At 70.3% G+C, this 19,842-nt stretch carries 24 protein-coding genes, 1 tRNA gene and 1 pseudogene; 18 read left to right on the top strand and 8 right to left on the bottom strand.

Features of this window, described 5'->3' with window-relative positions:
- Positions 1-80 precede the first annotated feature (80 nt).
- From ACR5MH_RS12585 to ACR5MH_RS12565, 5 genes are all read left to right on the top strand, one after another.
- Positions 81-497, top strand: a complete 417-nt coding sequence (locus ACR5MH_RS12585) for an ArsR/SmtB family transcription factor (RefSeq protein WP_431347498.1) — start codon at positions 81-83, stop codon at positions 495-497.
- Positions 498-593: 96 nt separating this feature from the next.
- Positions 594-824 (top strand): helix-turn-helix domain-containing protein, encoded by a 231-nt coding sequence (locus ACR5MH_RS12580; protein ID WP_387818143.1) that lies wholly within the window; start codon positions 594-596, stop codon positions 822-824.
- Positions 825-892: 68 nt separating this feature from the next.
- Entirely contained in the window at positions 893-991 is a 99-nt protein-coding gene (locus ACR5MH_RS12575; protein ID WP_003792170.1) for a 30S ribosomal protein bS22, read from the top strand.
- Positions 992-1,075: 84 nt separating this feature from the next.
- Positions 1,076-1,342, top strand: coding sequence for a glutaredoxin family protein (locus tag ACR5MH_RS12570; RefSeq protein WP_431347497.1), 267 nt, complete (start codon positions 1,076-1,078; stop codon positions 1,340-1,342).
- Entirely contained in the window at positions 1,339-1,638 is a 300-nt protein-coding gene (locus ACR5MH_RS12565; RefSeq protein ID WP_431347496.1) for a Dabb family protein, read from the top strand. The genes ACR5MH_RS12570 and ACR5MH_RS12565 overlap by 4 nt, the downstream gene beginning before the upstream one ends.
- A gap of 63 nt (positions 1,639-1,701) precedes the next feature.
- Here ACR5MH_RS12565 and ACR5MH_RS12560 read toward each other — a convergent pair whose 3' ends face one another.
- The 3 genes from ACR5MH_RS12560 to ACR5MH_RS12550 form a co-directional block, all read right to left on the bottom strand.
- Positions 1,702-2,403, bottom strand: coding sequence for a GntR family transcriptional regulator (locus ACR5MH_RS12560; protein WP_431347495.1), 702 nt, complete (start codon positions 2,401-2,403; stop codon positions 1,702-1,704).
- A complete protein-coding gene (locus ACR5MH_RS12555) occupies positions 2,403-3,098 on the bottom strand; it encodes a GntR family transcriptional regulator (protein WP_431347494.1) in 696 nt (231 codons plus the stop codon). Before ACR5MH_RS12555 ends, ACR5MH_RS12560 begins: the two co-directional genes overlap by 1 nt.
- A 131-nt stretch (positions 3,099-3,229) precedes the next feature.
- Positions 3,230-3,616: an SHOCT domain-containing protein gene (locus tag ACR5MH_RS12550; protein WP_431347493.1), complete on the bottom strand. Its 387-nt coding sequence runs from the start codon at positions 3,614-3,616 to the stop codon at positions 3,230-3,232.
- Between the two features lie 129 nt (positions 3,617-3,745).
- On the opposite strand from ACR5MH_RS12550, the gene ACR5MH_RS12545 reads away from it, so the two are divergent.
- The 3 genes from ACR5MH_RS12545 (at position 3,746) to ACR5MH_RS12535 (ending at position 6,575) form a co-directional block, all read left to right on the top strand.
- Positions 3,746-4,804, top strand: a complete 1,059-nt coding sequence (locus ACR5MH_RS12545; protein WP_433861807.1) for a hypothetical protein — start codon at positions 3,746-3,748, stop codon at positions 4,802-4,804.
- Positions 4,726-5,643, top strand: coding sequence for a hypothetical protein (locus tag ACR5MH_RS12540; protein WP_433861806.1), 918 nt, complete (start codon positions 4,726-4,728; stop codon positions 5,641-5,643). The genes ACR5MH_RS12545 and ACR5MH_RS12540 overlap by 79 nt, the downstream gene beginning before the upstream one ends.
- A gap of 77 nt (positions 5,644-5,720) precedes the next feature.
- Positions 5,721-6,575 carry a PPK2 family polyphosphate kinase gene (locus ACR5MH_RS12535; protein WP_431347491.1) on the top strand — a complete coding sequence of 285 codons (855 nt, stop codon included), beginning with the start codon at positions 5,721-5,723 and terminating at the stop codon, positions 6,573-6,575.
- Between the two features lie 28 nt (positions 6,576-6,603).
- On the opposite strand, the gene ACR5MH_RS12530 is transcribed toward ACR5MH_RS12535, so the two are convergent.
- A complete protein-coding gene (locus ACR5MH_RS12530) occupies positions 6,604-7,698 on the bottom strand; it encodes an isochorismate synthase (RefSeq protein ID WP_433861805.1) in 1,095 nt (364 codons plus the stop codon).
- Between the two features lie 334 nt (positions 7,699-8,032).
- On the opposite strand from ACR5MH_RS12530, the pseudogene ACR5MH_RS12525 reads away from it, so the two are divergent.
- From ACR5MH_RS12525 to ACR5MH_RS12510, 4 genes and pseudogenes are all read left to right on the top strand, one after another.
- A pseudogene (locus tag ACR5MH_RS12525) lies at positions 8,033-8,728 on the top strand (demethylmenaquinone methyltransferase); the annotation flags it as partial.
- A gap of 345 nt (positions 8,729-9,073) precedes the next feature.
- Positions 9,074-10,132 carry a polyprenyl synthetase family protein gene (locus tag ACR5MH_RS12520; RefSeq protein ID WP_431347489.1) on the top strand — a complete coding sequence of 353 codons (1,059 nt, stop codon included), beginning with the start codon at positions 9,074-9,076 and terminating at the stop codon, positions 10,130-10,132.
- A gap of 18 nt (positions 10,133-10,150) precedes the next feature.
- A complete protein-coding gene (locus ACR5MH_RS12515) occupies positions 10,151-11,533 on the top strand; it encodes an FAD-dependent oxidoreductase (RefSeq protein WP_431347488.1) in 1,383 nt (460 codons plus the stop codon).
- Positions 11,534-11,616: 83 nt separating this feature from the next.
- Positions 11,617-12,699 (top strand): alpha/beta hydrolase, encoded by a 1,083-nt coding sequence (locus ACR5MH_RS12510; protein WP_431347487.1) that lies wholly within the window; start codon positions 11,617-11,619, stop codon positions 12,697-12,699.
- Here the strand turns inward: ACR5MH_RS12510 and ACR5MH_RS12505 are convergent.
- Positions 12,605-13,093: a YajQ family cyclic di-GMP-binding protein gene (locus ACR5MH_RS12505; protein ID WP_433861804.1), complete on the bottom strand. Its 489-nt coding sequence runs from the start codon at positions 13,091-13,093 to the stop codon at positions 12,605-12,607. The genes ACR5MH_RS12510 and ACR5MH_RS12505 overlap by 95 nt on opposite strands.
- Positions 13,094-13,167: 74 nt before the next feature.
- Positions 13,168-13,311: a hypothetical protein gene (locus ACR5MH_RS12500; protein WP_431347486.1), complete on the bottom strand. Its 144-nt coding sequence runs from the start codon at positions 13,309-13,311 to the stop codon at positions 13,168-13,170.
- A gap of 146 nt (positions 13,312-13,457) precedes the next feature.
- Here ACR5MH_RS12500 and ACR5MH_RS12495 point away from each other — a divergent pair, with 146 nt between their 5' ends.
- Both ACR5MH_RS12495 and ACR5MH_RS12490 read left to right on the top strand, forming a co-directional pair.
- A complete protein-coding gene (locus tag ACR5MH_RS12495) occupies positions 13,458-13,760 on the top strand; it encodes a helix-turn-helix domain-containing protein (RefSeq protein ID WP_431347485.1) in 303 nt (100 codons plus the stop codon).
- Positions 13,761-13,822: 62 nt separating this feature from the next.
- Positions 13,823-13,904, top strand: a tRNA-Tyr gene (locus ACR5MH_RS12490).
- Positions 13,905-14,008: 104 nt separating this feature from the next.
- On the opposite strand, the gene ACR5MH_RS12485 is transcribed toward ACR5MH_RS12490, so the two are convergent.
- The gene (locus tag ACR5MH_RS12485) at positions 14,009-14,260 is read right to left on the bottom strand and encodes a hypothetical protein (RefSeq protein ID WP_431347484.1); all 252 of its coding nucleotides are present in this window, start codon (positions 14,258-14,260) and stop codon (positions 14,009-14,011) included.
- A 97-nt stretch (positions 14,261-14,357) separates the two neighbouring features.
- On the opposite strand from ACR5MH_RS12485, the gene ACR5MH_RS12480 reads away from it, so the two are divergent.
- The 4 genes from ACR5MH_RS12480 to ACR5MH_RS12465 all read left to right on the top strand — a co-directional run bounded on the left by ACR5MH_RS12480 (position 14,358) and on the right by ACR5MH_RS12465 (position 17,836).
- Positions 14,358-14,483: a hypothetical protein gene (locus ACR5MH_RS12480; protein ID WP_431347483.1), complete on the top strand. Its 126-nt coding sequence runs from the start codon at positions 14,358-14,360 to the stop codon at positions 14,481-14,483.
- 297 nt (positions 14,484-14,780) lie between these two features.
- Positions 14,781-15,449 carry a hypothetical protein gene (locus tag ACR5MH_RS12475; RefSeq protein ID WP_431347482.1) on the top strand — a complete coding sequence of 223 codons (669 nt, stop codon included), beginning with the start codon at positions 14,781-14,783 and terminating at the stop codon, positions 15,447-15,449.
- A 734-nt stretch (positions 15,450-16,183) separates the two neighbouring features.
- Complete coding sequence (locus tag ACR5MH_RS12470; protein ID WP_431347481.1) at positions 16,184-16,996, top strand: inositol monophosphatase family protein; 813 nt, start codon at positions 16,184-16,186, stop codon at positions 16,994-16,996.
- A gap of 54 nt (positions 16,997-17,050) precedes the next feature.
- Positions 17,051-17,836 carry a M23 family metallopeptidase gene (locus tag ACR5MH_RS12465; RefSeq protein WP_431347480.1) on the top strand — a complete coding sequence of 262 codons (786 nt, stop codon included), beginning with the start codon at positions 17,051-17,053 and terminating at the stop codon, positions 17,834-17,836.
- A gap of 124 nt (positions 17,837-17,960) precedes the next feature.
- On the opposite strand, the gene ACR5MH_RS12460 is transcribed toward ACR5MH_RS12465, so the two are convergent.
- Positions 17,961-19,700, bottom strand: coding sequence for a glycoside hydrolase family 13 protein (locus ACR5MH_RS12460; protein WP_433861803.1), 1,740 nt, complete (start codon positions 19,698-19,700; stop codon positions 17,961-17,963).
- Positions 19,701-19,842: the final 142 nt, after the last annotated feature.

The following is a 19,842-nucleotide window of genomic DNA, read 5'->3' as shown; positions in this document are numbered from 1 at the left end:
GATCGGTCGTTCCTTCCGGCGGTCTCGGACCGACAGCTTCGGGCGTGGTACTCGGGGAGCCGTACGACTAGCCTGGTGCAATGGCCGACATCTTCGACGTGATCGCCGACCCGACGCGGCGCGAGATTCTCAGAGTGCTGCTCGACCGCAACTCGGATGACGCGCGTCCCGTCGGGGAGATCTCGGTCTCGGAGATCGTGGCCACCCTGGAGCTCAGCCAGCCCACCGTGTCCAAGCACCTCAAGGTCCTGCGCGAAGCGTCGCTGGTGTCCGTCCGCGAGGAGGGCCAGCACCGGTACTACCGGCTCGACCCGACGCCGCTGGAGGCGGTGGAGGATTGGGTCATCCCCTTCACCGCGTCGGATGTCGACCTCTCCGCGTTCTCGGTGCAGCTCGCCGACGAGACGCGCGAGTTCGCCAGCACGGTCGGCAAGGTGCTCGCCGACACCCGTCGACGGGTGGAGCGCGTCACGCCGAAGAAGTGGCGGAGGGAGTGAACCGGGGCTGGAATCCAGCCCCGCACACGGACTAGAGTTCCCTAGTTCGCCGTCGTCGCGACCCGAGTACGATGACGGGCAAGAAAGGGACACCGCATGGTTCACGATGGGGGCTCGAACGCTCTTCGCGAGGTGCGCTTCCTGACGGTCGCAGAGGTGGCCGACATGATGCGCGTCTCCCGCATGACCGTCTACCGGCTCGTCCACTCCGGTGAGCTCCCGGCGATCCGGTTCGGCCGGTCGTTCCGCGTTCCGGAGTCCGCCGTGGCGCATGCGCTGGAGGCCGTGACGCCTCACCTGGACGGCGGCGTCGCAGACTCGGCGTGAAGTCGGGTAGACTGTCTGCTTGTGTCGCCGCGTATCCCGCGGCAAACCACTAACTTTGTGAGGTCTACGTGGGTTCCGTTATCAAGAAGCGTCGCAAGCGTATGGCGAAGAAGAAGCACCGCAAGCTTCTTCGCAAGACGCGCCACCAGCGTCGCAACAAGAAGTAGACCTCAGCGTCTGCTGCTCGAGCGCCGGTCCGTCAGGTCCGGCGCTTTCTGCTGAGCACGGGCGGCCGGGTTAGGCTTGACCGCGTGTCCACCGTCACCGTCACGCTCATCGGCAAGCCGGGCTGTCACCTGTGCGACGACGCGCGGGAAGCGATCCGCTCGGTGATCGACGCCCTCCCCGCCGGCGCCCCCGAGGTGCGCGTGGAGGAGCTCAGCATCCTGGAGGACGCCGAGCTGCACGAGCGCTACGTGGAGGACATCCCGGTCGTCCTCGTGGACGGCCGGCAGCACACCTACTGGCGCGTCGACCAGGCGCGCTTGCGCACCGCCCTGCTGGAGGAGGCCCGTTGACTCTGCGTCACGTCGTCATGTGGAAGCTCGCGTCGACCGAGGAGGCGGAGCGCGCCGACCAGGCCGCCCGCGTCAAGGCGGGGCTGGAGTCCCTTCCCGCGGTCGTCCCGGAGATCCTGCGCTTCGAGGTGGGGCTCAACTCGCTGCCGGCGAACGAGTTCGACATCGTCCTCGTGAGCGATTTCGAGGACGAAGCCGCCCTGCAGCGGTACGTCGAGCACCCCGAGCACGAGAAGGTCGCGTCGTACATCCGGTCCGTCGTGTCCGGCCGCGCGTCCGTCGACGCCGAGCACTGACCCCGTAACGCAGGCGTGCCCGGCGCCTGAAGGCAGGCGCCGGGCACGAATGCGGTCGGTCGACTAGACCACGGGGCTCTCTTCGATGTCCTCGTTGCTGCGGCGGTAGTCCGAGAGGAACTGCGCGAACGTCGGCGCGTACAGCGCACGGACCAGGTCGCCGGCCTTCTCGCCGTCGTGCGCCTTTGCGGCGTCGTGGATCTCGGTGACGCGGGCGGGCAGCTCGTCGGTGTCGAACGGACGCTTCCACACGGAGACGTAGCGCAGCACCTGCGGGCTCAGGCCTTCGCTGATCGCGAGCAGCACGTCGTTGCCGCTGTTGCGCTCGAACTCGAGGAAGAAGTCGTTCACCGCGCGGCCGAGGGCCGGGAGGTTGTTCGACTTGGCGGCCTTGCGGATCTCCTTGACGGCCTTGTCCTGACGGCCGAGCGCCGCGGTGTCGAGGTTCGGGACCGAGGTGCGGGCCGCGTACTCGTGCAGGAGTCCTGTCGTGTAGATCGCTTCGTCGATGGCGCGGAGGTCGATCGGGGCGACGCGAGTGTAGCGGTTCGGCGCCATCTCGACCAGGCCGATGTCGGCGAGCTTCATCAGCGCCTCGCGGATCGGCGTGCGGGAGACGCCGAGCCAGGCGGTGAGCTTCTCGTCCAGCAGGGTCTCGCCCGGCTCGAGCGTGCCGTCGAGGATGCCCTCGTAGAGGCGGTTGTAGACGACATCGCGCAGGAGCTGGCGCTCGACGGGTGCGGAGTCTTTGACGGGGAGCGGCATCAGCGCCCCTCCTTCCCAGAGAGTGCGGCCTTCGTTCCGAATTCGTCCACCACGGTGACGAGCCCCTTGTTCCAGAAGTCGGAAACGCCCTTGGCGGCCTTGGCGCCGTTGCCGGCGATGGCCGCGTCGACGGCGGACGCGAGGTGCGGCGCCCCCTTCGTGAACGCCTTCGAGGACGGTGCCGCGATCAGCGCCCGGCGCACCTCGGGGAGGTGGCGGGTGAACAGCTTCGCGAGCGTGCGGTTGTCGAGGCGGCGCAGGAAGACGTTGACGAAGCCGTCGGTGAGCACGCGCTCCTTGACGAGCTCTGCCATCCCGTCGCCGTCGCCGAACCGCTCCGTGAAGGCGCGGAGGGCGTCCCTGTCGTCCTCGGTGAGGAGCGGCGTCGCGTCGCGCACGATGCCGACGAGGAGGCTGCCGACGGTGTCGATGAGCGCCCGGAGGCGCACGGGGTCGATCGGAGTCACGCGGGTGCGTTTCTGGGGCATGATCTCCACGAGCCCCATTGCCGCGAGCTGGTTCAGGGCTTCGCGGACGGGGGTGCGGGAGACTCCGACCCACTTCTCGATCTCAGCGTCGTAGAGCTGCTCTCCTGGCGTGAGGTCCCCGTCGACAATGGCGTCGAGTAGACGAACGAAAACTTCGTCCCGGATGAGCCGTCGGGGACTGACGGCCTCTGCGATGGGTACAGGCATACATGAATATTACATCCACCTGCGTCGGATGCAAGCCCATCTCGTAATGAAGTCAGGCGTGTCGTATCGCAGGATAGCCTGTCGGGCGCTCAAAAGTCCCTGAATCGTGCGGAAAGGAGCTCGAGTCGTGCTCAGAATCGGTTTCCGAGCGCCTTCGCCTTGAGCGCGTCGAACTCGTTCTGGCTGATCACGCCCTTGTCCAGCAGAGCTTTCGCCTGCTCGATGTCGGCAGCCGGCGTGGCCGATGGGGTGGGATGCGTGTAGTAGTCGGTGTCTTCCGGGACGGTCCTGCGGTCGCGTGCGTTGCGCTCTGCCATGCCGCGGCCGCGCGCGACCAGGTAGACCAGCGCGGTCAGGAACGGGAGGAAGATGAGGAAGATCACCCACACGGCCTTCCACCAGCCGTTGAGCTTCTCGTCGCGGAACAGGTCGACCAGGATCGTGAACAGCACCATCAGGTAGGCGACGAAGGCGAACGCCCAGAAGATCAGCCAGATGACGTTCCAGAAACCGTTCACGATGGGCTCCTCCCGGTTGGTGTGCACAACCTAGCGTTGCCGCGGCGCGCCTGGCTAGACGGCAGTGCTCGGCCGTCGCGAGGGCGGGCGCGGTTAGGCTGACCGCATGCTCAGCCAGCTTCCCCGCGCGTGTGGCGCGGGAGGACGCCCGGCGGCTGGGCGGGGCTCGTCGCCGGCCTCATCGTCGGAGCCCCGGTCGCGCTCGCGGCGGGACTGGCACTGGTCGCGCTCGGTGCCGTCGCGGTCGTCGTCGCAGCCGTGGCGGCTCTCCTGGCCCTCGCCGCCGAGTGGCTCCGGTTCGCCGCACAGCGCGCGTCACGCGTGCAGTACCCGTTCCCCGTCCCCGAGCCGCACCGCCGCCGCGCGAGGCGCACGGCCCTGAGCGCCCTCTACCTCACCGCAGCGCCGCGGCTGACCGGTGGGCTGGCCCGGGTCGCCGGCTGGGCGCTCGGTCCTGTCGCCCTCCTCATCGGGCTGGTCGGGATCGTCCTGCCCCGCTGGCGCGCCCGGCCCTACGTCGCCGTCTTCACCCTCCCGGCGCTGCTGCGCAAGACGGTCGCCCTCGGGCGCAGGCGCGGCCTGCTGCGTGACGGGCACGACGCCGTGCTGCTCGGCTACGACGACCTCCTGGAGCGCCGGTTCCCGCTCCTCCACGACTTCCTCGGCTGGTGGGGCGACCCGGGACGCGGCGACGACTACACGCCGACGCCCGGGCTCCCCGACGTACCGGCCGGGCTGCTGGGCCTGGAGCTCGGCCCGTCCCCCGACCCGCTCGGGACGCCCGGGCTCGCGGCCGGTGCGATGCGGCGCCGGTCCGTGCACACGCTCCGCGACCTGATGCTCAGCCAGCGCGAGATCGACGACCTCTGCGACCCCGATCTGGACGAGCGCATCGACACCGGAGTCATCCGGCTGGTGGAACGCGAGCACGAGGGCGTCCGGCACTGGATCGTGCAGTTCCCGAGCACGAAGTCCTGGAGCCCGCGCCCGGGCATCGCGCCCAACGACCTGACGGCGGACCTCGTCATCGGCGGCGAGCACGAGGCGACGATCACGCGGGCGGCACTGGAGGCGATGCGGGAGGCCGGCATCCGGCCGGGGAGCCCGTCGTGCTGGCGGGCTTCAGCCTCGGCGGGATGGTCGCCGCGCAGGTGGCGGTGCGCGCGCACGCCGCCGGGTTCGCCGTGACGCACCTGGTCGTCGCCGGCACTCCGCTCGGGCGCCTGCCCGTACCGGCCGGCATCCGCACCCTCGCCGTCGAGCACGTGCTCGACCTCGTCCCGCGCATCGACGGCCGGGAGAACCCGGTGCGGCTGGACCTCCACGGCTCGCGGGTGCTGGTCACCGTCAAGGCCGGCCCGGCGCTCGCCCCCGGCTTCCGGCTCGGCGCACTGCACCAGGCGACCGCGTACGCCGACACCGCCGGCGCGATCGAGGCCGACCCGCCGGGCGACGCGGTGGCTGCGCTCCTGGGCGAGCTGCGGCCGTTCTTCGGGCCGGGGCAGCGCGTCCACGACCGCGCGGCGCTGCGGGTGGGGAGCCTGACGGCGCAGGCCGCCGTCCCGCTCTATCTGCACAGCACCGTGGACGAGGGCATCACGCGCGGCGCCTTGCGGCAGTCGCTGCGCCGCCTCGCGGGCGTCTACGCGGTGGACGTGTACCAGTCGCGCGGCGGCCTCGCGACGACGATCCTGTGGAGCGCCGATGTGCTGGTGCGCGCGCTGGAGCCCTGGCTCGCCCCGACCAGGCGCGCGGCCGTCTACCGGGGGCTGCTGTCGCTGCTCGGCCGGCGGCGCGCGGTCGGCATCCACCTGCGGCTGCAGGCCCGAGAGACGCCCGGGCTGACCTGGGAGGCCACGCTGCAGCGGATGCCCGACGGACGCTGGCGGGAGACCATCGACGTCATCGTGGACGACCGCGCCCGGCCCGAGGCGGTGTCCCGGCTGTTCCCGGACGGTGTGAGGACGCGGGTGGTCCTGCACCGGCCGGACGCGTTCGAGCCGGTGCTCGACGCGGCCGGGGTGTGACCGGGGGCGTGACCGGGTCGTACGATCAGCGGTACGGTCCACCGAAGAGGGTGTGAGCGGCGGCGCGAGGAGACGACATGGGACGCGAGACGTTTTGGGCCGAGGACCCCGACCCGCTGCTGCGCGTGGGCGAGGGCTTCCTGCTCGCCGAGCAGGACACGGCGGGGACTCCGGGGTTCGACGGGCGCAAGAAGGACGGCCGGGCGGCGCTCGCCGAGGGCGCCGCGATCCTCGCCGATCTCCAGGAGCGACTGTTCGCCGCCGGGACCCTCGGCGACCGGCGCAGCGTGCTGCTCGTCCTGCAGGCGATGGACACGGCAGGCAAGGGCGGAATCGTGACCCACGTCGTCGGACAGATGAACCTGGGCGGCGTGCGGTATGCGGGCTTCACGAAGCCGACGCAGGTGGAACTCGCCCACGACTTCCTCTGGCGGATCTGGAGCCACGTGCCGGCGGCGGGGGAGGTCGGCGTCTTCGACCGTTCGCACTACGAGGACGTCCTCATCGGCCGGGTCCGCAAGCTCGCCCCGGAGGACGAGATCGAGCGTCGCTACGACGCGATCAACGAGTTCGAGCTGGAGCTGGCGGAGTCGGGGACGACGATCGTCAAAGTGATGCTGCACCTCGGCAAGGACGAGCAGAAGAAGCGCCTGGGCGACCGGCTGAAGCGTGTCGACAAGCAGTGGAAGTACACGACGGGCGACGTGGACGAGCGGCTGGTCTGGGACAGCTACCAGGACGCTTACCAAGTGGTGTTCGACCGCACGTCGACGGCGTACGCGCCGTGGCACGTCGTGCCGGCCGACCGCAAGTGGTACGCGCGGCTCGCGGTGCAGCACCTCCTCATCCACGCCCTGGAGGAGCTGAGGCTGGAGTGGCCCGCGCCGGACTACGACGTGGAGGTCGAGAAGGCGCGACTGGCGGCGAGTTAGAGCGCGCTCGCTCAGGCTTCGGTCGGGCTCAGCCGAAGGCTTCGACGATCGGGCGGAACTTCATGGTCGTCTCCGCGTACTCCCTGGCGGGGTCGGAGTCCGCCACGATGCCCGCGCCCGCGTAGGCCGTCAGGTCGCCGGTCTCATCGAGCTGCGCGCAGCGCAGGGCGATCGCCCACTCCCCGTCGCCGTCGCCGCCGACCCAGCCGACCGGCCCGGCGTACCGCCCGCGGTCGAACGGCTCCAGCTCGCGGATGAGCGCGATCGCCTCCGGCTTCGGCGTCCCGGCCACGGCGGCCGTCGGGTGGAGCGCGTCCGCGAGGTCGAGCGAGCTCGACCCGTCGCTGAGCGTGCCCGCGATGTCGGTCGCGAGGTGCCAGAGGTTCGGCAGCTTGAGGGTGAACGGCTCGTCGCTCGCGCCGAGGTCCGCGCTGTGCGGGCGCAGCGCGTCGAGCACGCTGGACACCGCGAAGCGGTGCTCGTCCTGGTCCTTGGCCGAGCCGGCGAGGGCCTGAGCCGACGCGCGGTCGCTCTCGGCGTCGCGGCCGCGGGACATCGTGCCGGCGAGCACACGGGCGGTCACAGTGCCGTGGTGCACGCGCACCAGCGTCTCCGGGGAGGATCCCACCAGCCCGTCGACGGCGAACGTCCAGCAGTCCGGGTAGCCGAGCGCCAGCTCCACCAGTGCGCGCCGCACGTCCGACTCGAGCGGCAGGTGCGCGGACAGCTCCCGGGCCAGCACCACCTTGGAGAGGTCGTGCTCGCGGATGCGCTCCACCGCGGTCGCGACGGCGGACTCGTAGCCGCCCTCGTCGAGTCCCGCGGGGAGGAGGGTGAGCCGGTACTCGTCCCCGAACGCGATCGGCCGGGGAGTTCGCTGCGCGCGGCGTCCGTCTGTGCCGGCCCGTCGGCCGCATCCGCTGCTGCGGGGGAGTCGTCCACGGGCGTGATCCGGGTGATCCAGCTCCGGCCGCCGCGGCGTCCGAGAACGAGCCGCGGCACGATCAGCACGCTTGTGGCCGTGCTCTCGTCGTCGAACGCGAAGGTCCCGAACGCGACCAGCCCGGTGCCCGGCGTGCGCACGGAGTCGGTGACGGTCGCCGCCTGGACGGTCGCCCGCCACACGGCCGACGCCTGGCGGATCCGGTCCGCTCCGCGGAACTCCAGCCGCAGCGCCTCCCCGATGCCGGCGATCCCCTCGCCTTTGCGGATCCACACGAGGGGTCGGCGGGAGTCGAGGAAGGGAACGAGATGCCGGACGTCGTCGAGGGGGTGGTCTCGACCGACAGGGCGGTCACGCCCGTAGCCCGGCGGGTGGTCGAGGGTGCGGTCACCGAACCAGCCTACGCCCGGGCCGCTGGGCGCCGGATGCGCGGCGGCTGGGCGTTGGCCCGATGGCGGAGGCGCGGTGCGGGGCCGTGAAATGCACGGCATGTCGGGGCAGCCTAAGCTGGGGGGTGAGTAAGGCCGACCTCCGCAAGCAGCCCTCCCAGGTCGCCGCCATGTTCGACGAGGTGTCGACCCATTACGACCGGACCAACACGGTCCTCTCGATGGGCAACGCGACGCTCTGGCGCGTGGCGACGACCCGAGCCGTCGGGCCCCGCGCCGGCGAGACGATCCTCGACGTCGCGGCGGGAACGGGCACCTCCAGTGCGTCCCTGGCGCGCAACGGGGCGAGCGTTGTCGCCGCAGACTTCTCGGAGGGCATGATCGAGGTGGGCCGGCGCAGGCAGGTCGGCAACCCGTTCATCACGTTCGTTCAGGCGGACGCCACGAAGCTCCCGTTCGACGACGACACGTTCGACGCGGTGACGATCTCGTTCGGCCTGCGCAACATCGTCGATCCGCGAGCCGCGCTCGCCGAGTTCTACCGGGTCACCAAGCCCGGGGGACGGGTCGTGGTGTGCGAGTTCTCCCAGCCTCCCCTCGCGGCGATCCGCGCGGGCTACGGTGCGTACCTGCGCTACGGGATGCCCGTGCTGGCCCGCGTGGCGAGTTCGAACCCCGCGGCGTACGAGTACCTGATGGAGTCGATCGAGGCGTGGCCGAACCAGCCGGCGCTGGCCTCGTGGCTGCGCCAGGCCGGCTTCGAGCGCGTGGCCTGGCGCAACCTGACCGCGGGGATCGTGGCGCTGCACCGCGGGTGGAAGCCCGTGGCGGTGCCGAAGCCGGTGGAGGTCGCGAAGCCGGCTGCGAAGAAGCCTGCTGCGGCGACGCCGGCTGCTGCGAAGAAGCCTGCTGCGAAGAAGCCTGCTGCGGCGACGCCTGCTGCGAAGAAGCCTGCTGCGGCGACGCCTGCTGCGAAGAAGCCTGCTGCGAAGAAGCCTGCTGCGAAGAAGCCCGCCGCGAAGAAGCCCGCCGCGGCCAAGCCCGCCGCCCGCACGCCCGCCACCGGGTCCGGCGCGACGGCGCGATCCGACCGCGCCGTCGGCTCCGAAGACTCGACGACCGCCGTCCCATCCGAGGGGGAGTAAGTGCCACGTAGCGTTCCGGTCGTGCGGCGACCCGCGTCGCTCAGCAGCCAGCTCGGCCTGACCGAGCGGATCTTCGTCCGCGGAGAGGACCGCCAGGTCGCCAACGCCGTCGACGACGGCCTCGCGCAGGTCGAGGAGGCGCTGCACCGCGAGATGCGGTTCGCCGACAACCTCGCGGACGTCACCACCCGGTACCTCCTGGAGGCGGGCGGCAAGCGAGTCCGTCCCATGCTCACGCTCCTCACCGCCCAGCTCGGCGACGGCAACACTCCGCGCGTCCTGCAGGCCGCGCAGGCGGTCGAGATCACCCACCTCGCGTCCCTGTACCACGACGACGTCATGGACGACTCGCAGATGCGGCGCGGGGTGCCCACGGCCCAGTTCGTCTGGGGCAACTCCGTCGCGGTCCTCACCGGCGACCTCCTGTTCGCCCGGGCCAGCAAGCTCGTCTCGGCTCTGGGGGAGCGCGCCATCCAGCTCCAGGCCGACACCTTCGAGCGGCTCTGCCTGGGCCAGCTCCACGAGACCATCGGGCCGCAGGACGGCGAGGACCCGATCGCGCATTACATCCGCGTGCTGGAGGACAAGACCGGCTCCCTCATCGCCGTAGCCGCGCAGATGGGCGTCGCGTTCTCGAATGCCGACACCGCCTATGAGCAGCCCGTCGTGACCTTCGGCGAGAAGATCGGCGTCGCGTTCCAGCTGATCGACGACGTGATCGACCTGTCCTCCGTCGGCGTCGCCGAGACCGGCAAGACCCCGGGCAACGACCTCCGCGCCGGTGTTGCGACCCTCCCCGTGCTGAAGCTGCGGGAGCGCGCCGACGCCGACCCCGAGTCGCGTGCTCTGCTGGAGCGGCTGGAGCGTGACGTGATGGGCACGGCCGAGGAGGGCGAGATCACCCCGGAGGCCACCGCGGCGATCGCCGCGCTCCGGGAGCACCCCGTGACCGCGGAGACCCTCGAGGAGGCCCACCGCTGGGCCCGGGAGGCCGTGGAGGCGCTCGAACCGCTGCCCGACGGCCCCGTGAAGAAGGCGCTGGTGCGGTTCGCCGACACGATCGTCGAACGTTCGAGCTGAGCACGAAGGAATCAACGTATGACCAAACTGCGACTGGCGATCGTCGGCGCCGGGCCGGCCGGGATCTACGCCGCTGACATCCTGCTCAAGGCGGAGCGCGGCTTCGACGTCTCGATCGACCTGTTCGAGGCCCTCCCCGCGCCGTACGGTCTGGTGCGCTACGGCGTCGCCCCCGACCACCCGCGCATCAAGGGCATCATCACCGCGCTGCGCGAGGTGCTCGACCGCGGCGACATCCGCATCTTCGGCAACGTGACGTATGGCGTCGACATCACGCTCGACGACCTCAAGCGCCACTACAACGCGGTGATCTTCGCCACCGGAGCGGTGCGCGACTCCGATCTCGACATCCCGGGCATCGACCTCGGCGGCTCCTACGGCGCGGCCGAATTCGTGAGCTGGTTCGACGGCCACCCCGACGTGCCGCGCACCTGGCCGCTGGAGGCGAAGTCCGTGGCGGTGATCGGCAACGGCAACGTGGCGCTCGACGTCTCGCGCATCCTGGCGAAGCACGCCGACGACCTGCTGCCGACGGAGATCCCCGACAACGTCTACGAGATCCTGAAGAACTCGCCGGTGACCGACGTGCACGTCTTCGGGCGGCGCGGCCCGGCGCAGGTGAAGTTCACCCCGCTGGAGCTGCGCGAGCTCGGCGAACTGCGCGATGTCGACATGATCCTCTACGACGAGGACTTCGAGTACGACGAGCACTCGAAGGACGCGATCGCGAGCAACAAGCAGGTGATGGTCATCGACCGCGTGCTGCAGCAGTGGCGGAAGCGCGAGGTGGGCTCGGCCTCCCGGCGCCTGCACCTGCACTTCTACGCCAAGCCCCTGGAGGTGCTCGGCTACGAGGACGGCAACGTGCGGGCGATCCGCTACGAGCGCACCGAGTCCGACGGAGCCGGCGGCGTGCGCGGCACCGGAGAGATCCGGGAGCTGGAGATCCAGGCGCTCTACCGCGCGGTGGGTTACTTCGGGTCGCCGCTGCCCGGGATCCCGTTCGACAAGAAGCACGGCGTCATCCCGAACCACGAGGGCCAGGTGCTGCGCAACCGCGACAACGAGCGGATGTACGGCGTGTATGCGACGGGGTGGATCAAGCGGGGCCCGGTGGGCCTCATCGGTCACACCAAGTCGGATGCGATGGAGACGATCAAGCATGTGATCAACGATCAGGGCAACTGGTGGTCTCCCGCTGACCCCTCCGAGGAATCTGTGGAGAACCTCCTGCGCGAGCGCGGTGTGGAGTACACGAACCTGAACGGCTGGCACAACCTCGACGCCCACGAGCAGGCGCTCGGCGCCGAGCGCGGCCGCGCCCGCATCAAGGTGGTCCCGCGCGAGGACATGCTGCGCGCGTCGAACGGCGCCGCGGTGGAGGCCACGGCGGCCGACTAGGCCGGGTTTCGGCGTCGCGGCGGACTCCCGCTCGCGGCGGAACCCTCTCGCGTGCGGCACCTCCGGTCTGGCACGCTGGTGTCATGGTCGGCCCAGCGGAGTGGCGCCCCGACGTCCTCGGCGCCGGGTTCCAGCAGATGACGCTCCCGCTCGGCCACGACGCCGAGGGCGAGGTCGTCGCGACGCTCGTGCGCTTCGAGCCGTGGCCGCACCTGGCCGACCTGCGGCCCGGCCGTCCCGCCGAGGAGACCGATGTGCTGTACGTGCACGGCTGGTCGGACTACTTCTTCCAGACCGGGCTCGCGCGATTCTGGCACGAGCAGGGCGCGCGGTTCTTCGCGCTGGACCTGCGCAAGTACGGCCGCAGCCTCCGGCCGGGCCAGACTCCCGGGTTCGTGGACTCGCTGGACACCTACGACTCCGACATCGAGGCGGCGCTGAGGGCAATGGGCCACGCTGAGGGCGAGCGCTCGCACCGCCGACTGATCCTGCTCGGCCACTCGACGGGAGGCCTCACCCTGAGCCTCTGGGCCGACCGGCACCCCGGCCGGGCGTCGGCGCTCGTCCTCAACAGCCCGTGGCTGGAGTTCCAGGCGCACTCGGCCGGCCGGGCGATGCTGGCGCCGCTGGTCGACCTCCAGTCCCGGATCGAGCCGAGGGCCGCGATGCCCAACGTCGACCTCGGCTTCTACACCCGCTCGGTCTCGCGGACGCTCGACGGCGAGTGGGACTACGACCTCGCCTGGCGCCCCGTGCGCGGCTTCACCGTGTATCCCGCCTGGCTCACCGCCGTCCTCGCCGGGCACACCCGCGTCGCGGCCGGACTCGCGATCGACGTCCCGGTGCTCACGCTGCTGTCGGCTCGCTCGACGCTGCAGCCGTACTGGACCACGGACATGCTGAGCTCGGACGTGGTGCTGCTGGTGCAGGACATCGCCGTGCGCTCATTGCGGCTCGCGCCGACGGTGACCGTCGCGCGCATCGACGGCGCGCTGCACGACGTGTTCCTGTCGCCGGAGCCGGCGCGCTCGGCGGCCTACGGGCAGGTCGCCCGCTGGCTGAGGGGAGCGCTCAGCGGAAGTTCACGAACTGCAGGGCCACATCCAGGTCGGCGCCCTTCAAGAGGGCCATTGTCGCCTGGAGGTCGTCCCGGCTTTTCGAGGTGACCCGAAGCTCGTCGCCCTGGATCTGCGACTTCACGCTCTTGGGCGCCTCGTCGCGGATGAGCTTGTTGATCTTCTTGGCGGCGTCCTGCTCGATGCCGTTCTTGAGCCCGACCTCGATGCGGAACTCCTTGCCCGACGGGTACGGCTTGCCCGTGTCGAGCGACTTGAGGGTGATGCCGCGCTTGATGAACTTGGACTCGACGACCTCGAGCACCGCCTTCACCCGCTCCTCGGTGTTGGCCTTGAGCAGGATCTGCTCGCCGCTCCACTCGACCGAGGCGCCGACGTTCTTGAAGTCGTAGCGCTGCTCGACCTCCTTGCGGGCCTGGTTGACGGCGTTGTCCGCCTCCATCTTGTCGACCTTGCTGACGACGTCGAACGAGGAGTCTGCCACTGTTCCATTCCCTTCGGTTGACCGGACCCCAGCTTACGCGGCCAGGAAGGACGGACTCCCGGCGTCCCGCGGTTTCAGGCCGTCTGCTGGAGCTCGGCGTAGTAGGTGACGTGGCAACCGTCGCCGTCGCACTCGACGCAGACGGCGATCTCCTCGGTGTGCTGGCGGGGGTCGGCGCCCGTCCCGTCGCACCGTTCGCAAATCTCCAACGTTCTCATGCCCCCGATTGTGCGCGCAGCCACCGACATCGGCGGCAGGAGGCGGGGAGTGTCGCGAAGTCGCGCGGGTCCGGTCGGATTCTGCTGTGGGCGGAATCCGAAAATCGGATCGGCGCGGAGCCGGGGCGTCGGCTTAGGCTTCAGGCATGTTGATGCGGCACGCGATCGGCTCCGTGCTCCGCCGGCTGCGGACGGAGCGGGGCGCGACGCTGCGCGAGCTGTCGGAGACGTCGCGCATCAGCATCCCGTACCTGTCGGAGATCGAACGCGGCCGCAAGGAAGCGTCGTCCGAGATCCTCGCGGCGCTCTGCCGGGTGCTCGACGTGACCGAGCGGGAATTGCTGGCGCAGGTGGTCGTGGAGTTCGCCGAGGCGGAGGTCCTGACGCTCGTGCGCGACGGCGCCGACACCCGGCCGGCCGACGCGCCGACGGTGCTCCTCGCAGCCTGACCCGCCCGATTTCGTTCGGCGGCGCGCGCCGAGTATTCTTACATGGCGCCTTCGGGCGCAATGGCGAGTTACCCAAGCGGCCAAAGGGATCTGACTGTAAATCAGCCGGCGTAGCCTTCGGGGGTTCGAATCCCTCACTCGCCACCCCAGTGAAACAAAGGGGGACTCGGCAATGAGCCGGGTCCCCTTTGTCGTGCGATCGCGCAATGTGTGAGCGATGTGTGTGCACAGGGCTGATTCTCGATGGCTTAGGGCGTCATGCCCTGCCGAATCCAGGTCTCTGCCGCCCACAGCAGGTTGTAGAGGTTCCACGGTGCGATGTCGTACGCGTCCCACGGCTGCCCGACGCGCGCAGTCCACTCGGGTACGCGGCAGCAGACGCGGTGCCCGAACATCCGGAAGAGTGCTTCGCAGAGCAGGCGCCGGGGGTTCGAAGGCGGCGAATACAGGTGGTCGCCGTAGACGAGGCGAAAGAGAAGATGGCTGAGCGCAGACTTCATAGGGACTCCCTAATCGGTGTCGCCGGCCGCCGGATGCGGCTAGCGTTGCTGCGCGCTCATATCGCCAGGATAGCCCCGAGCGTGAGGAGACGGCCATATGGACGACGAAAGCGGGAGACCGACCCGAGAGGAGTGCATGCGCGCCTCCGGCCGTGTGCTCCTGCAGATCGCGATCCGGCTCGAACTCGAGCGGCGCGAGGCCGAGGCGGCCCAGCTTGCCTGAATCACGCTTGGCCGTCTCACGGTGCAGGATGTTGGTATGCGTGAGTACGAGGTCACCGTCACCCGCGACGGCGTGTGGTGAATGATCGCTATCCCCGAGTTAGGCGGCCTAACTCAAGCAGCGGATCTCGCCGACGTGCCTCCGATGGCGCGGGAGTTCATTGCGGTGACCCTGGATGTCCCAGCTAGCTCAATCGAGGTCCGGGTGACGCCGGAGCCCATCTGAGGGTGTGTGCTCTCACGCACCTGGCGGTACCAGAGCGGACACCGCGAGCGCAAAGGCGGTACGGTGTGCTCCATGACCGAGGTCGATGAAGCCCAGGATGGCGCTGAGCGCGCCGAGGTTATGGTCCGGTTCCGCGAGCACTACTCGTTCCTGATGAAGAGCGCTCGCGAGTTCGACGCCGGGGATCATTCAGAAGCACTACGGATGGCACTGTCGGTTCGCACTATCTCGTACGACGACGGCCCCGGTGATAGCGCTCTCCTCCAGCTCGGTGCGAAGCGGGAGATGCTGTGGCGCTCGTTCTACATACCGCCTGCGCTCGATATTCCAGAGGACACTCCGGAAATCGGGTCGTCGCTGCATGGCATCGCCTATGCAGCGGACGGGTCGACCTACCTCGAGCCGCTGGACTTCGGTCCAGATGGCCGCTATGTCCCTTACGACGACTGGTGGACTGGTGAACCTGTCGTGCAGTTCGGCGATGCCAGCATCACCCGCAAGCAGCTGGTCCTCGGGCTCGCGAACCAGGACGGCGGCGCCCACGTGGACCTCGCCGGCCATCACATCTCTGCACTCTTCGCGGGCTCGCCCACTTTCCTCAGCCGCGACGGCGCGGAGAAACAACGTTCTGAACAGCGGGCGTCCCAGCGCGACTTGCTCCAGATTCAGATGCGAGCGGTAGCGAGCGAAGTGCTCCACTCCATCAACCGTGCGGAGCAAGCCGGGCTGATCCATCTCTAGCGGGCGTCATCCGCCTGGTGTGGGCTCCTGTCCGATGCCGCTGCGCTGGCACCGCCGACGATCAGGTCTCACCGACCCCGAGCGCTTGGCCCAGCCGAGTGAGCAGGCTAGTCGCGTCGTCAAGGCCTGCGGCCCCGTTGGCCGCCTCAAGCTTCATCGCGGCTGAGATGTGCGTTCCACGCCGACGTCGGCGCGGACCAGGGTCTTGAACTTCTGCGCTTCGAGGCGGTCGTACATCCGCTCGACTCGCGTGTACGCCCGCTCCTGCAGCGCCAGGCGCCGAGCCTTCCCGTCGATCGCTTTCGCCGGATTCGCGGCCGCGACCTGGGCGCGGTCGAACTCGACGCCTTCACGCGTCGCCTACGTCGAGATCGTCGCCTTCGTAGACCGAACCGACGAGAGCCCAGGCCGCGCGCATTGCGGGCCGGGTCTCTCTCATGTCCGGGGGCGCTGTGTGTGTGCATTTGTGTGAGCGAACTGCTCGAACCGGCCTGCACTGGATGCCACGGAGCCCTCAGATATACCCCAGAAATCCGCGGAATTGCGCCACAGTGAGTGACCTGCTGGACTCCTCAGCGCGCTCTCAGTGACTGTAAATCAGCCGGCGTAGCCATCGAGGGGTTCGAATCCCGCACTCGCCACCCTCAGCAAAGGGATCCGGTTCGTCCGGATCCCTTTCTGCGTCCCTGTTCCGCTATCGGGGCCGTCCCGGCAACTGTGCCAGGCTTGTCCCCATGCCCACCCCCAACGAACTGCTCGAGATCGCCACCACCGTCGCGCGTCGCGCGGCCGCTCTCGCGTTGCAGCGGCGGAGGGACGGGGTGGAGATCGCGGCCTCCAAGTCGACCATCACCGACATCGTCACGCGGGCCGATCGGGAGTCCGAGGACCTCATCCGCAGTGCGCTGGAGGCGTCGCGGCCGCGGGACGGGTTCCTCGGGGAGGAGTCCGGCGGCGATGCGGGCAGCAGCGGGCTGACCTGGGTGGTCGACCCGATCGACGGGACGGTCAACTACTTCTACGACATCCCCGCGTGGGCGGTCAGTGTCGCCGTCGTGGAGGGGGACCCCGACCCGGCGACCTGGCGGACGCTGGCGGGGGCGGTCGTGAACCCGGTCACCGGAGAGGTGTTCACGGCGGCCGCGGGAGGCGGTGCCCGGCTGAACGGCCGGCCGATCCAGGTGAACAGCGGGGTGGAACTGCCGCTCGCGCTGGTCGGGACCGGATTCGGGTACGACCCGGAGATCCGGCGCAAGCAGGCGGCGTTCGTGCACGAGCTGATCCCGCAGGTGCGCGACATCCGGAGGATCGGGGCGGCCTCCCTCGACCTGTGCTCGGTCGCGTGCGGGCGCCTCGACGCCTATTACGAGCGCGGGCTGAACCCCTGGGATCACGCGGCCGGCGCGCTGATCGCGCAGGAGGCGGGGGCGACGCTCGGCGGCCTGGACGGGGCCCCGGCAGGCAAGCGGCTGCTGCTCGCGGCAGCGCCCGACCTGTACGCGCAGCTCGACCCGCTGGTGCAGGGGTACTACCGGCACTGGGAATGACCGGGCGGCCCTCCCGAATGGTGAGGCAGTTACCGTTTCGTTATATTGGGTCGGGTGCCCCACCACCTGACCCGCCGCGAGCTCCGGCAGCGTGAGCGAGCGGCCCAGCGGGCACGCGAGCCGCGCTTCGGCCGCGGGGTGAGCACCCTCGCGATGCTGTCGGTGCTCGGGATCGCGGTCGCCACGACCGTCCCGGCGATGGCACTCCTCACGGAGGACCAGGTCCGCGCGCGCACCGCCGACTCGCACTTCTCCAGCGCACCGGCGTCGGAGAGGGAGGTCCAGGCGCTCGACAGCATCGCTCCGGCCGAGCGGGAGGGCATCGTCCGCGACGGCGGCGCGGCGACCTCCGGCGAGCAGCTCGCCGCGATCCGGTCGTTGCGGATCGCGGACACGTTCCGCAACAACCCGGCCGGCGCCGTCCAGTGGCCGTTCCCGGTCGGCGTGCCGATCACCTCCGGTTTCGGGCCGCGCGAGGCGCCGACCGCGGGCGCCTCCACCGACCACCTCGGGGTGGACTTCGCGCCGGGGGCGGGCGTCCCCATCCAGATCATCGCGGACGGCGTGGTGCGGGAGGTCGTCACCCGCGACCGCGGCGGCTGCGGCGTGAACGTCACGATCGACCACCTGATCGACGGACGGATGGTCAGCAGCAGGTACTGCCATCTCCAGACAGGGTCGGTGCGGGTCGCCGAAGGGCAGCGGGTCGGCGTCGCCGACATCGTGGGCGCGGTGGGCAACACCGGCATATCGACCGGGCCGCACCTCCACTTCGAGATCCGGCTGGACGGCACAGATCCGGTCGACCCGGTGGCGTGGCTGCAGGCGAACGCGAGCTGACGCGCGCGGCCGGTCGGTGGCGGAGGAGATCCGGGCCGAAACGCCGGCGGGAGACAGCGAACGGAGGAGACCCGGGCCTGATGGGGGCGGGTCTCCTCCGTTCGCAGCGGGGGACGGGGGCGGCTCAGACCAGCCAGGCGGTGGTGTCCTGCGGCAGCGAGCCGTTCTCCAGCGGGCCGCTCGCCAGGATGACCGTGCCCTCCGGCAGCGGCAGCGGGGCTTTGCCGAAGTTGACGGCGACCGTGACCTTCCCCGAGCGGAACAGCAGCGCGTCCTCGCCGGCGTTCGACCACTCCAGCTCGCCGAACGCGAGGTCGTGCGCGCGGCGGGCGGCGAGCGCCTCCTGGTACATGGACAGCGTCGAGCCGGGCACGCCCTCCTGCGACGAGCGGGTGTACTCCGCCCAGGTCGCCGGCTGCGGCAGCCAGCTCTTCGGGCCGGGGCCGAAGCCGTACGAGGGGTCGTCGCCCTCCCACGGGATGGGCACGCGGCAGCCGTCGCGGCCGTAGCGCTCGCCGTTGGTGCGGAACCAGGTGGGGTCCTGGCGGGCCTCGTCGGGGAGGTCGATGGCCTCCGGGAGGCCGAGCTCCTCGCCCTGGTACAGGTACGCCGAGCCGGGGAGCGCGAGCATGAGCGCCGTCGCGGCGCGGGCGCGGCGCAGCGCGAACGCCGGGTCGGGGATGCCGTGCGACTTCGGTCCGATGCCGTGACCCTGCGGGTTGTCGCCGGTCAGCGCGAGCCGGGTGGCGTGCCGGACGACGTCGTGGTTGGAGAGCACCCAGGTGCTCGGGGCGCCGACGCTGCCGAACACGGCGATCGAGCGGTCGATCACCGCGCGGAGCGCGACCGCGTCCCACGGCGTCTCCAGGTAGCCGAAGTTGAAGGTCTGCTGCATCTCGTCGGGGCGGACCCAGTGCGCGAGCGTCTCCAGCGGCTCCACCCAGGCCTCGCCGCAGAGCACGCGGTCGCCCTCGTACTCCTCCAGCACCGTGTGCCAGTCGCGGTAGATGTCGTGGACGCCGTCCTGCCCGAAGTAGGGAGGCGTGACGGGCTCGCCCTCGGCGTGCGCGCTGATCTCCGGCTCCAGCACGATGCCGCCGGTGGTGGTCGCGACCGCGCCGCCGCCCATGCTGCCGGCGTTCGCGGGCGGGGTGTAGTCGGGGAGGCCGGCCTCCTTGATCATGCCGTGCGCGACGTCCACGCGGAAGCCGTCGACGCCGCGGTCGAGCCAGAACCGCAGGATGTCACGGAACTGCTCCCGGACCCACGGGTTCTCCCAGTCGAAGTCGGGCTGCGACTTGTCGAACAGGTGCAGGTACCACTGTCCGGGAGTGCCGTCGGGCTCGGTGATGCGGGTCCAGGCGGAGCCGCCGAAGATGGACTCCCAGTTGTTGGGGGCCTCGTCGCCGTTCGCGCCCTTCCCGTCGCGGAACAGGTAGCGCGCCCGCTCGGGGCTGCCCGGGGCAGCGGCCAGGGCCTCCTGGAACCAGACGTGGTCACTGGAGGAGTGGTTGGGGACGATGTCGATGATGACGCGCAGCCCGAGGCTGTGCGCGGTCTCCAGCATCGTGTCGAAGTCGGCGAGCGTGCCGAAGCTGGGGTCGACGTCGCGGTAGTCGGCCACGTCGTAGCCCGCGTCGTTCTGGGGCGACGTGAAGAACGGCGACAGCCACACGGCGTCGACGCCGAGGTCGCTGAGCGCGGGGAGCCGGCGGGTGATGCCGGGGAGGTCGCCCATCCCGTCGCCGTCGGCGTCCGCGAACGAGCGCGGGTACACCTGGTAGATGACGGCGGAGCGCCACCACTCGCGGCCGGGAGTGCTGGGCGAGAGCGTGCGGGAGGATTCGGAAGTTATGGGGATCACCTGTCTTGGCGGAGGACGGGGCGTCGCTGCGGGCACGCGTGGCGGAAACGATCGGTGGGGCGCCGTCGTTCCTCGCACGCCGCCGCTCGCGGCACCGGGATCGGCGCGCCGTCGTCGGCGCTGGCAGCAATGCTAGCCCCCT

The organism is Streptomyces sp. L7 (assembly GCF_050990935.1).
GTDB lineage: Bacteria > Actinomycetota > Actinomycetes > Actinomycetales > Microbacteriaceae > Leifsonia.
This window is presented reverse-complemented; position numbering and strand designations above follow the sequence as displayed.

Coding starts and splice junctions, on each gene's coding strand:
- ACR5MH_RS12585 (WP_431347498.1), top strand. CDS start 81: ATGGCCGACATCTTCGACGTGATCGCCGACCCGACGCGGCGCGAGATT.
- ACR5MH_RS12580 (WP_387818143.1), top strand. CDS start 594: ATGGTTCACGATGGGGGCTCGAACGCTCTTCGCGAGGTGCGCTTCCTG.
- ACR5MH_RS12560 (WP_431347495.1), bottom strand. CDS start 2,403: ATGCCGCTCCCCGTCAAAGACTCCGCACCCGTCGAGCGCCAGCTCCTG.
- ACR5MH_RS12555 (WP_431347494.1), bottom strand. CDS start 3,098: ATGCCTGTACCCATCGCAGAGGCCGTCAGTCCCCGACGGCTCATCCGG.
- ACR5MH_RS12535 (WP_431347491.1), top strand. CDS start 5,721: ATGGGACGCGAGACGTTTTGGGCCGAGGACCCCGACCCGCTGCTGCGC.
- ACR5MH_RS12515 (WP_431347488.1), top strand. CDS start 10,151: ATGACCAAACTGCGACTGGCGATCGTCGGCGCCGGGCCGGCCGGGATC.
- ACR5MH_RS12510 (WP_431347487.1), top strand. CDS start 11,617: ATGGTCGGCCCAGCGGAGTGGCGCCCCGACGTCCTCGGCGCCGGGTTC.
- ACR5MH_RS12500 (WP_431347486.1), bottom strand. CDS start 13,311: ATGAGAACGTTGGAGATTTGCGAACGGTGCGACGGGACGGGCGCCGAC.
- ACR5MH_RS12495 (WP_431347485.1), top strand. CDS start 13,458: ATGTTGATGCGGCACGCGATCGGCTCCGTGCTCCGCCGGCTGCGGACG.
- ACR5MH_RS12485 (WP_431347484.1), bottom strand. CDS start 14,260: ATGAAGTCTGCGCTCAGCCATCTTCTCTTTCGCCTCGTCTACGGCGAC.
- ACR5MH_RS12480 (WP_431347483.1), top strand. CDS start 14,358: ATGGACGACGAAAGCGGGAGACCGACCCGAGAGGAGTGCATGCGCGCC.
- ACR5MH_RS12475 (WP_431347482.1), top strand. CDS start 14,781: ATGACCGAGGTCGATGAAGCCCAGGATGGCGCTGAGCGCGCCGAGGTT.
- ACR5MH_RS12470 (WP_431347481.1), top strand. CDS start 16,184: ATGCCCACCCCCAACGAACTGCTCGAGATCGCCACCACCGTCGCGCGT.